This is a genomic window from Streptomyces sp. NPDC059443 (assembly GCF_042750105.1).
Classification (GTDB): domain Bacteria; phylum Actinomycetota; class Actinomycetes; order Streptomycetales; family Streptomycetaceae; genus Streptomyces.
In genome coordinates this window covers 89,736-100,119 of sequence record NZ_JBHYVM010000008.1, presented here as the reverse complement: position 1 = coordinate 100,119, position 10,384 = coordinate 89,736, and the positions used below count along the sequence as shown (strand labels likewise).

Annotated in this window: 11 protein-coding genes; 4 read left to right on the top strand and 7 right to left on the bottom strand. The window is 70.4% G+C overall.

Annotated features, from left to right (window positions below; genetic code table 11):
- Both ACFXDJ_RS10480 and ACFXDJ_RS10475 read right to left on the bottom strand, forming a co-directional pair.
- A partial coding sequence (locus tag ACFXDJ_RS10480; protein ID WP_384848826.1) for a DUF2617 family protein occupies positions 1–613 on the bottom strand: 613 nt, incomplete at its 3' end.
- A gap of 332 nt (positions 614–945) precedes the next feature.
- Positions 946–1,215 (bottom strand): hypothetical protein, encoded by a 270-nt coding sequence (locus ACFXDJ_RS10475; RefSeq protein WP_384848823.1) that lies wholly within the window; start codon positions 1,213–1,215, stop codon positions 946–948.
- A 142-nt stretch (positions 1,216–1,357) separates the two neighbouring features.
- Between ACFXDJ_RS10475 and ACFXDJ_RS10470 the strand changes: the two genes are divergently transcribed.
- Positions 1,358–2,599, top strand: a complete 1,242-nt coding sequence (locus ACFXDJ_RS10470; protein WP_384848821.1) for a pyridoxal phosphate-dependent aminotransferase — start codon at positions 1,358–1,360, stop codon at positions 2,597–2,599.
- Between the two features lie 89 nt (positions 2,600–2,688).
- Here ACFXDJ_RS10470 and ACFXDJ_RS10465 read toward each other — a convergent pair whose 3' ends face one another.
- Together ACFXDJ_RS10465 and ACFXDJ_RS10460 are read right to left on the bottom strand one after the other, a co-directional pair.
- Positions 2,689–2,982, bottom strand: a complete 294-nt coding sequence (locus tag ACFXDJ_RS10465) for a hypothetical protein (protein WP_384659895.1) — start codon at positions 2,980–2,982, stop codon at positions 2,689–2,691.
- 53 nt (positions 2,983–3,035) lie between these two features.
- Positions 3,036–3,521 carry a prevent-host-death family protein gene (locus tag ACFXDJ_RS10460; protein ID WP_384659892.1) on the bottom strand — a complete coding sequence of 162 codons (486 nt, stop codon included), beginning with the start codon at positions 3,519–3,521 and terminating at the stop codon, positions 3,036–3,038.
- A gap of 122 nt (positions 3,522–3,643) precedes the next feature.
- Between ACFXDJ_RS10460 and ACFXDJ_RS10455 the strand changes: the two genes are divergently transcribed.
- Entirely contained in the window at positions 3,644–4,525 is an 882-nt protein-coding gene (locus tag ACFXDJ_RS10455) for a hypothetical protein (RefSeq protein WP_384659889.1), read from the top strand.
- Positions 4,526–4,654: 129 nt separating this feature from the next.
- Here ACFXDJ_RS10455 and ACFXDJ_RS10450 read toward each other — a convergent pair whose 3' ends face one another.
- Positions 4,655–5,071, bottom strand: a complete 417-nt coding sequence (locus ACFXDJ_RS10450; protein WP_384848886.1) for a DUF3224 domain-containing protein — start codon at positions 5,069–5,071, stop codon at positions 4,655–4,657.
- A gap of 61 nt (positions 5,072–5,132) precedes the next feature.
- On the opposite strand from ACFXDJ_RS10450, the gene ACFXDJ_RS10445 reads away from it, so the two are divergent.
- On the top strand, positions 5,133–6,299 hold the full coding sequence (locus tag ACFXDJ_RS10445; RefSeq protein WP_384659887.1) for a mannosyltransferase family protein: 1,167 nt from the start codon (positions 5,133–5,135) through the stop codon (positions 6,297–6,299).
- 41 nt (positions 6,300–6,340) lie between these two features.
- Here the strand turns inward: ACFXDJ_RS10445 and ACFXDJ_RS10440 are convergent, their stop codons facing one another.
- Positions 6,341–6,889, bottom strand: coding sequence for a YbjN domain-containing protein (locus ACFXDJ_RS10440; RefSeq protein ID WP_384659884.1), 549 nt, complete (start codon positions 6,887–6,889; stop codon positions 6,341–6,343).
- A 189-nt stretch (positions 6,890–7,078) separates the two neighbouring features.
- Positions 7,079–9,679, bottom strand: coding sequence for an ATP-dependent chaperone ClpB (clpB, locus tag ACFXDJ_RS10435; RefSeq protein ID WP_384848818.1), 2,601 nt, complete (start codon positions 9,677–9,679; stop codon positions 7,079–7,081).
- 115 nt (positions 9,680–9,794) lie between these two features.
- Here clpB and ACFXDJ_RS10430 point away from each other — a divergent pair, with 115 nt between their 5' ends.
- On the top strand, positions 9,795–10,214 hold the full coding sequence (locus tag ACFXDJ_RS10430) for a pyridoxamine 5'-phosphate oxidase family protein (protein WP_384848815.1): 420 nt from the start codon (positions 9,795–9,797) through the stop codon (positions 10,212–10,214).
- Positions 10,215–10,384: the final 170 nt, after the last annotated feature.

The following is a 10,384-nucleotide window of genomic DNA, read 5'->3' as shown; positions in this document are numbered from 1 at the left end:
ATCCTCTGTTCGCCTTGCCGCCAGGCGGCTCCCCGATGCGGTATGTCCTGAGCGGCGCGGGCCCCCCCGCGGCCCCCGCCCCCCCGACCGCGGACGCACCCGTCGCGCCCATCCGCACGCCGACGCGCGTGCGCGTGGCCACCAGCTGCCCTTCCTGCGGGTACGCGTGCCAAGTGCGCCACCGGACTTGCCCCTCGTAGCGCTGCGCGAGCATGGCGGTGAAGGCGTGCGGGCTGCCGGGGAAGGTGCCGGCGAGCCCGTTCGGGTGATCCGCGACCAGCGCGAGCAGTTCCTGCGCCCGGCCCGCGAAGGAGCCGCGCGACAGGGTCTCGACCCGCGCGGCGAACTCGTACTCCCAGTCGCCGACCCGCTTGGCCACCCCCAGCGGCAGCGGTGTACTGCTCCCGGGCATGCAGGCGACGGTCTCCGAGCAGAGCACGTCCCCCTCCTCCAGGAGCACCTGATGAGAGGCCCCGAGCAGGCGCAACTCGACTTTTGCGCCCATCAGTTCGAGGTTCAGTACGGCCAGGGCGGGCAGCCGCTCCCGACCGAGGGCCCAGGCGAGGTCGGCGGCACGCGTGTCGGTATAGGTGGTCTTGAGGGTCGTGAGCATGAGTCGGCTCCGCAAACGCGCGAGGGAGAGGGGCCGGGGCCCGCCAGCGGTAGTCAACGGGTGGGGGGACACCGGCACGGGTCCACAGGAAGTCCCGGGAGGTCCGGGGACTGGTCTACTCAACCGAGGGAATCATGAAAGGCACGGCACTCACAGCGTTTTTACCCAACTTGACGGGGTTTACATCCCCTCGGGGGCTACTCAGTTCACGTGTTCAACAACATGCCGCCCGTACGCCGTAATACGCGGCGGCGACGCCCCGAACAAGAAGACGCCTGACGGAAGTTGTCCCCGGTGGGCGCCTCGCGTACACGCATCCATGCTCCCCCGTGTCAGCTGGATCCGCATCCTCCGCCGCCGCAGGACGAGGAGGAGCCGCAGGAGGACGAGGAACCGCACGAGGACGAGGAACCGCAGGAGGATCCGCCGCCGTCCGAGCCGCCCGCCCACCAGCTGCCGCTGCTGCCGCTGCTGCCGCTGCTCCCCGAACCGCCCGAACCCCCCGACGCGTACCCGGAGCGGGCCGCGCGGACCACCAGCATCCCTATGAGCACCACCCCCACGGACACGGCCAGGCCGATCATGATCAGGACGAACGTCATGTCCGTCCACCCCCTTTGCGTTCCACCCCGGTTCCCCCGGGTCCGGGATCCCCTGTCGTCCCGCGTGCAGGGGGGATGCCCTCGGGATACGCGACCCAAAGCTCACTTGAGCAAGTCCAGAGCTTGCCGGAAGGATGACGCCATGAGCGCTCCCGAACGCCGCAACAGCAACCCCGGCACCCCCGGCACCCCCGGCAACCGCACCGACCGCACCGACGCCGCCGACCGCCCGTTCCTCAACCGCAGGCTGGCCGCCTTCGGCACGACGATCTTCGCGGAGATGTCGGCGCTGGCCACCGCCACCGGATCGATCAACCTCGGCCAGGGGTTCCCCGACACCGATGGCCCCGCCGAGATCGCCGAAGCCGCGGTGCGCGCGATCCGCGACGGCAGGGGCAACCAGTACCCGCCGGGCCCCGGCGTCCCGGAGCTGCGCCACGCGATCGCCGCCCACCAGCAGCGCTTCTACGGCCTGTCCTACGACCCCGACACCGAGGTCCTCGTCACCGCGGGCGCCACCGAGGCCATCGCGGCCGCGCTCCTCGCCCTCCTGGAACCGGGCGACGAGGTCATCGCCCTGGAGCCCTTCTACGACTCGTACGCCGCCTGCATCGCGATGGCCGGCGCGGTGCGCGTCCCGCTCACCCTGCGCGCCCCCGATTTCCGCCTCGACGTGGACGCGCTGCGCGCCGCCGTCACCCCGCGGACCCGGCTGCTGCTGCTGAACACCCCACACAACCCGACGGGCACGGTGCTCACACCCGCCGAACTCGCCGCGATCGCGGAGCTGGCCGTCTCCCGCGACCTGCTGGTCATCACGGACGAGGTGTACGAGCACCTGGTCTTCGAGGGCTCGCACACCCCGCTGGCGGGCCTGCCGGGCATGCGGGACCGTACGGTCACGATCTCCTCCAGCGGCAAGACCTTCTCGTTCACCGGCTGGAAGGTCGGCTGGGTGACCGGGACCCCGGAACTGGTCACGGCGGTGCGTTCCGCGAAGCAGTTCCTGACCTACGTGTCCTCGGGGCCCTTCCAGTACGCCATCGCCGAGGCCCTGGCCCTGCCCGACGCGTACTACGAGGGCTTCCGCGCGGACCTGGCCGCGAAGCGGGACCTGCTCGCGGACGGACTGGCCGCGGCCGGCTTCGAGGTGTTCCGCCCGCAGGGCACGTACTTCATCACCACGGACATCACCCCGCTCGGCGAGCGCGACGGCCTGGCGTTCTGCCGGGCGCTCCCCGAGCGGTGCGGTGTGGTGGCCATCCCGAACCAGGTCTTCTACGACGACAAGTCGGCCGGCGCGACCCAGGTCCGGTGGGCCTTCTGCAAGCGGAAGGCGGTTTTGCAGGAGGCGGTGGACCGCCTCGGTCGGCTGGCTCGCTGAGAACGAGCCGGGTGGACACATGGATACGACGTGTGGATACAGGGCCCGGCCACGGCTCAGCCGGGCCCTTTCCGCACGGGCACGACGAGCTACTCGGTGTCCTTGGGGTGCCGAGTAGACGCGTAGACCAGAACTACGGTCGAGGTCTCGGGGCTGACCAGGTAGCGCACTCGGCCGCCGCTCGTGACCTCGAACTCCCACTGGTCGAGTGCGGATCCCTTCCATTCCTTCGTGGAAAGTTTCCCGCGGAGCTGATGCTGCCGATTCCAGTTTTCACGCGACAGCGGGTCGGTGCGCAGCGCCTCCAGGCATCGGTGGGCGCTGGGCAGTGCCGCGCGGCACAGCTCCTCCCACCCCGTCACCGCCTCTGTGGTCCCGAACACTACGTTCCATCCGCTCAGGGGTGGAACGCTGACACGATCGCCCTTCTTCGGGCTCACCCGCCCACCTCAACCGGACCCAGGTCATCCCCGTCGAGCGGGCGCAGCGCTTCCTTGAGCTGCGCCGGATCGGCGTTGATGCGAGCCGTCGCCCTCCAGGAGACGAGCGCTCGATGCACGGCTTCCCTGGCACCCAGTTCCGCCGCGTCGGAAAGCGCTTCCAGAAGTTCCACGGTGAATGCGCGCATCTCTTCGTCATCCAGGTGCCGCACCCACGGGAAGACCTCCGGCAGCGCCAGCAGGAGCGACCGGGCTCCGTCATCGTGCTTCATGAGCGCGAGGAAAAGCCGAGATGCCGTCGTGAGGTTTTCCTCGGTGCGCTCCGCGTGCACGGCAGTCGTCAGCACCATGTCGGGTGCGTCCCGATGGGTGACGCGCAGAGCCCCGAGGGCAGCAGCTCGGGCGGCTACGGCTTTCGGGTTTCTCGACAGGTCGGTGAACGAAACCGACTCGGGCTCGGCTCCCAGGTAAGCAAGGCTCATACTCAGACTGTACTCAGACTACAGTCTGAGTGCCAGTGCATCCCCATTGTCCAGCCACCCCCCAAGCTCAGGATCTGATCAAGTCCAGGGTTCGAAGGCGGCCGAGCAGCCACCATGCCGCCATGCAGAAACCCACCGCCTCACGGGCGGAACCGACACGCTCCCCGGCCAAGAAGGACGCGCTTCAGGCGATCGTCACCCTGTTGGGGCTCGGTGGAGTCATCCTGACGGGCATCCAGTACTGGGCTGTGGACCGGTATCTCGCCCAATTCGGTGTGACACCGGAGGAGGTCGGGCTGGACACTTCTGTACTGCTGACCCGAGCCGCAACCGTCCTGGTATTCCTCGGGCTCTTGATCGTGCCGGCCGTGTTGGCGCTTCCGAGCCTGTTCAGCATGGGCATGACCGAGGAGTCAGACCGCAGGCGCCTGACGGCGTTCCTCCTGCGACAGTTCCAACAGCGCCCCGGACTGCGCACCCTAACGCTGTCAGTTCTGGTGGGTTCGGCGTGGGCAGCCGCAGCCATGGCTGAGAGTCCTACCACGATGCTGCGAGAAGGCCTGTGGGTCACGATGCTGGCGGGTGGAACTCTCATGGCGGCACCCGCGCTGCACCTCGCGGGCAAACACCGGACCCTGGGCCCACTTCTCCGCTTGTGCGTGATCGTCTTCATGGTTACCGGGCTGTGCCTGATGAGCCTCGGCAATGTGATGGAGGAGCGCGGCGCGCGAGCCGCCGAGTCGGCCCACCTAGGACGGCTGGAGCAGCTCCTGGGCATCCGGGCTCAGTACGTCCAGGCAGATTTCTCGGAGGTTGCCGGCAGTGCGACACCCGAGGACAGGCCGATGCTCTATCTCGGCCAATCAGGCGGGATTCACGTTCTCTACGACTGCTCATCTTCGACAGTGATCCGTAAAGCGGCCGTGCAGGTACAGCTGACCGCGGCCACGGGGCGAAGCCGAGATCTGCTGGCCCACGAAGCCGAACGCTCGTGCCGACTCTGAGGTTGCGTGCAGATGCTCGTACCTTGCCCTTCTGCAAGAAGACCGAGGTGCTGGCCGAGGCCGTGGCCCGGCTGCGGCGGCTCTGAGGTCCTGAGGGCCCCGAGGGGCCCTCAGGGCTACGGGGGCTACCTACGCCGGCAGGTCGAAGTCGAACCAGATGCGGTGGGTGCCGTCCTCGTCGACGCGGAGGCCGCCCGTGCCCGTGATGCCCTTCAGGGTCGCCGTGCCGCTGGCCGGGACGATCGCGAAGTGCTCGGCGCTGCGGTCGGGGCCGCCGTCCGTGGTGGCCCCGTGGACGAAGTTGAAGGCACCCTCACGGCCCGCGAGGGTGCCTTCGAAGGACTCCATGGCCACGTAGCTGCCGATGCCCGCCGCCTGGTCGAACGCGGCGGTGAAGAGCGTGGCCGAGCGGCCCGAGAGGGACTCGCCCTCGTAGTGTTTCTCCATCGTCGCCACCCCGACCGGAAGCCCGGTCTCCACCGGGGGCTCCGGGGTGAGCGCCGTCGGAGTGAAACTGACGACCTTGAACGTGCCGGAAGCTCTCATCATCGGATGAGCCTAATCGCGTGGTCGCACCACACGCGGGACTAATCGGGAGTCGGGATACATGTCCATGTCCACGGCCGTGGCCACCGCATCGCGCGCCATACGGACCCGGGCCCGGCCCCCCACCGCCGTCCTCGCGCTCGGGGTCTTCGCCGTCCTGCGCGGGGCCGGGGTGCTGGTGGTCGCCGCCGTGGCCCGGTGGACCGGGCGCAGCCCCGTGAAGGTGCTCGGGGAGTCCTGGGACTCCGTCTGGTACCTGCGGATCGCCGAGCACGGCTACGGGCGCACCCAGATGTATCCCGGGATCGGCTCGCTCCAGAGCGACTCCGCCTTCTTCCCGCTCTACCCCGTCCTCATCCGCTGCGCCTCCCTCGTGCTGCCGGGCTCCCTGACCACCGCCGCGCTCGCCGTCGCCTGGACCGCCGCCGGGGTGGCGGCCGTCGGCGTCTACCGCGTCGGGGAGCACCTCCTCGGAGCCCGCGGCGGGCTGCTGCTCGTCGCGCTGTGGGCCGTGCTGCCGCACTCCCTCATGCTGACCCTCGCCTACACCGAGCCCCTGCTGGCCGTCTTCGCCGCCTGGGCCCTGTACGCGCTGCTGCGGGGCCGGTGGGGCTGGGCCGCAGGGCTGGCCGTGCTCGCCGGGCTGACCCGGCCCACCGGGGTCGCGGTCGCCGCCGCCGTGGTGGTGAGCGCCGCGTACGAGATCCTCGTACGCCGCAACCGCGCCCCGGCGGTGTGGGCCGCCGCGGTGGCCGCGCCCGCGGGCTGGGCCTCGTACGTCCTGCTCGTCGGCGCCCGCCGGGACGATCTCCTCGGCGGCTACTTCGCCGTCCAGAGCGGCTGGGGCTCGCGCTTCGACTTCGGCGCGGCGGCGCTGCGCTCCGCCCGGAACGCGCTGCCCGGCGGCCACACGGAGCTCGCCACCACGGTGACGGCGGTCCTGCTCGTGGCGGCGCTGCTGCTCGCGGCCCGGTTGGCGGCGGACCGGACGATCCCGCTGCCGCTGCTCGTGTACACCGGCGTACTGCTGGTGATGACCTACGGCGGGGCCGGCTTCTTCGAGTCGAAGCCGCGCTTCCTGCTGCCCGCGTTCCCGCTGCTGCTGCCGCTGGCGGCCCTCATGGCGAAAGCCCGGCCGCGCACCGCGGTCGTGGTGACCGGGGTGCTGGCCGGGCTCTCGTACGCGTACGGGCCGTACCTGCTGCTCGTCTCCGGAGTGGCCCCGTGAGGAACCGCCGGGACGGCTGGGACGGCTGGGACGGCTGAGACCTAGTTGGTCTCGCTGTCACCCTCGTCGTCGTCGCCCTTGTCGGCGGAGTCGACCTCGGCCTCCAGGCCGAGCTGCTCGACGAGCCACTTGTCGAACTCGATCGACGCGCGGACCCAGCTGACCACGGAGGACACGAAGTGCTCCAGGTTCACGCCGGTGCCGATCAGCATCTGCGCCTCACCGATCAGACGGACGGAGCCGTCGTCGTGGGTGTGGCTGTAGACCTTCGGCCACAGGGTGCGGCGGTTCCAGTCGTCGATCGACTCAAGGAGCTGAGCCTTCTCGTCGATCTTGTGCGGGCGGTCGTAGAAGGTCCGCACGGAGAAGACCTGCTGCTCGTCCTCGCCGCGGAACATGAAGTACGTGCGGAATTCCTCCCACGGCGCCGCGAGGTCACCCTCGTCGTCGACTACGTACTTGAGCTCCATCTGCTCCAGAAGCTGCTTGACCAGATCCTGGTCGGGGACGACGGGGCCCGCCGGTCCTGTGGCCTGCGGATCGGGCTGCTGCCCTCCGAAGTTCGGAATCGAGGCCGGGTCGATGCTCACCGTGTACTTCCCTTCGTGCGGATGCGGCCATCCTCCCTCATCCCGGCCGCCTCATGTCCACCCCCGCACGTACGATCCGCTCCGGGCGGACAGGAGTAGGGCCGGGGTAAGGGGGATCGGTGTCCATTCAAAGGCCTTTGCGTGTACTCGCGGTGTCGGCCCCGGGCCCGGCCGGGGCCCGGGGGCTCCTTACAGCGCCTTGCCGACAAGGAGGTCGTCGCCGGCTACCGCCACGCGGACGGTGTCGCCGTCCTTGACCTCGCCCGAGAGGATCTCGCGGGCGAGGCGGTCGCCGATGGCCGTCTGGATCAGGCGGCGCAGCGGGCGGGCTCCGTACGCCGGGTCGTTGCCCTTGTCCGCCAGCCAGGCCAGGGCCTCGGGCGTGACGTCCAGGGTGAGGCGGCGGTCGGCCATCCGCTTCGCGAGGCGGCCGATCTGGAGCTCGGCGATGTGGGCCAGCTCGGACTCGGTGAGGGCCGAGAAGACCACCAGGTCGTCCAGGCGATTGAGGAACTCCGGCTTGAAGGAGGCCCGCACCACGTCCAGGACCCGGGCCTTCTTGTCCTCGGGCGAAGTGGCCGGATCGACAAGGAACTGGCTGCCCAGGTTCGAGGTCAGGATCAGGATGGTGTTGCGGAAGTCCACGGTGCGGCCCTGGCCGTCCGTGAGGCGCCCGTCGTCGAGGACCTGGAGCAGGATGTCGAAGACCTCGGGGTGGGCCTTCTCGACCTCGTCCAGGAGGACGACGGAGTACGGGCGGCGGCGGACGGCCTCGGTGAGCTGACCGCCCTCCTCGTAGCCCACGTACCCGGGCGGGGCGCCGACCAGGCGGGCCACGCTGTGCTTCTCCGAGTACTCCGACATGTCGATGCGGACCATCGCCCGCTCGTCGTCGAAGAGGAAGTCGGCCAGCGCCTTGGCCAGCTCCGTCTTGCCCACGCCCGTGGGGCCCAGGAAGAGGAACGAGCCGGTCGGCCGGTCCGGGTCCGCGATGCCGGCCCGCGTGCGGCGCACGGCGTCCGAGACGGCCCGTACGGCCTCGCCCTGGCCGATCAGGCGGCGGCCCAGCTCCTCCTCCATGCGCAGCAGCTTCTCGGTCTCGCCCTGGAGCAGCCGGCCGGCCGGGATGCCCGTCCAGGCGCCGACCACGTCGGCGATGTCGTCCGGGCCGACCTCGTCCTTGACCATGCTGTCCTTCGAGGCGGCGGCACCCGCCGAAGCGGCCTCCTCCTCGGTGGCTTCCGCGAGCTCGTGCTCCAGGGCCGGGATCTCCCCGTAGAGCAGCTTGGAGGCGGTGTCGAAGTCTCCGTCGCGCTGGGAGCGCTCGGCCTGGCCGCGCAGGTCGTCCAGGCGCTCCTTGAGCTCGCCGACCCGGTTGAGGGACTGCTTCTCCTTCTCCCAGCGGGCGGTGAGGCCCCGCAGGTCCTCCTCCTTGTCCGCGAGGTCCTTGCGCAGCCGCTCCAGGCGCTCGCGCGAGGCCGGGTCGGACTCGTTGTTCAGGGCCAGCTCCTCCATCCGGAGCCGGTCCACCGCGCGCTGGAGCTCGTCGATCTCCAGCGGGGAGGAGTCGATCTCCATGCGGAGCCGGGACATGGACTCGTCGACGAGGTCGATGGCCTTGTCGGGGAGGAAGCGGGAGGTGATGTACCGGTCGGAGAGGGTGGCCGCGGCCACCAGCGCGCTGTCGTTGATGACGACCTTGTGGTGGGCCTCGTAGCGGCCCTTGAGCCCGCGCAGGATCGCGATGGTGTCCTCGACGCTCGGCTCGGCGACCAGCACCTGCTGGAAGCGCCGCTCCAGCGCCGGGTCCTTCTCGATCCGCTCGCGGTACTCGTCGAGGGTGGTCGCGCCGACCATGCGCAGTTCGCCGCGGGCCAGCATGGGCTTGAGCATGTTGCCCGCGTCCATGGCGGAGTCCCCGCCGGCGCCCGCGCCGACGACCGTGTGCAGCTCGTCGATGAAGGTGATGATCTGGCCGTCGCTGGACTTGATCTCCGCGAGGACGGTCTTGAGCCGCTCTTCGAACTCGCCGCGGTACTTGGCCCCGGCGACCATGGCGCCGAGGTCGAGGGAGACGAGCCGCTTGTTCTTCAGGGACTCCGGGACGTCGCCCTTGACGATGCGCTGGGCCAGGCCCTCGACCACGGCCGTCTTGCCGACGCCGGGCTCGCCGATGAGCACCGGGTTGTTCTTCGTGCGGCGCGAGAGGACCTGGACGACGCGCCGGATCTCCTGGTCGCGGCCGATGACCGGGTCGAGCTTGCCCTCGCGGGCCGCCGCCGTGAAGTCGGTGCCGAACTTCTCCAGGGCCTTGTACTGGCCCTCGGGGTCGGGGGAGGTCACCCGCCGCCCTCCTCTTGAGGTCTCGAATGCGGACAGCAGCTTCTTCGCGGTCGCGCCCTGGGCGGAAAGGAGCTCGCCGGCCGCGCCGCCCTTGGCGGCGATGGCGATGAGCAGGTGCTCGGTGGAGAGGTACTCGTCGCCGAGCTTCCCGGCCTGCGCGTCCGCCTCGGCCAGTACGGCGAGCAGCTCGCGCGTGGGCTGCGGGGGCGCGACCGTGGAACCGGTGACGCTGGGCAGGGCGGCCAGCAGCCGGTCCGCTCCGGCGCGCACGGCGACCTGATCGGCGTCGGTCGCGGCCAGCAGGTCGGTGACGTTCTCGTTGTCCTCGCCGGCGAGCAGCGCCAGCAGCAGGTGGGCGGGGGTGAGGTCCGCGTGTCCGTCCTTGACGGCCCTGCTGGTGGCCGCGTTCAGCGCGTCCCGGCTCCTGTTGGTCAGCTCGGCATCCACTTGCAGCTGCTCCTCTCCGTACGGTTAACAAGAACAACCTGCACAAAGTTGAGTCTATTCCACTCAAGGCGGCCCGCGCACCCTGCGCCGGACCCTTCGCCGTACCCTTCGCACCATGTCTCACGAGGTACTCGACCCGACGCCGGAATACCTCGCCTTCTGGCGGGAGCGGCACATCTGCACCCTGACCACCCCGCGCCCCGACGGCAGCCCGCACGTGGTGCCGGTGGGCGTGACCTACGACCCGGAGGCCGGGCTGGCACGGGTGATCAGCAACAAGCACAGCAAGAAGATCCGCAACGTCCTGGCGGCGCAGGGGCGCGCGGACGCCCCGGACGGCCCCCGGGTGGCGGTCTGCCAGATGGAGGGACGCCGCTGGGCGACCCTGGAGGGCCGCGCGGTGATCCGTACGGACGAGGCCTCCGTCGCGGAGGCGGTACGCCGCTACGCGGAGCGCTACGGGCGGATGCCCTCGCCGAACCCGGACCGGGTGGTCATGGAGATCACCCTGGACCGGGCGATGGGGCGGGCGTAGGGCGCGCGGGGCTCGTAGGGCTCGTAGGCGGGTTCGGTCTTTGTCCGGTTCAACTACTGGACACACACATCACAGCGGCGGGGGGGGGGGGGGGGGGGGGCGGGGGCCCCCGGGGGGGGGGGGGGGGGGGGGGGGGGGCGGGGGGGGGGGGGGGGGGAGGGCGGCCCGCG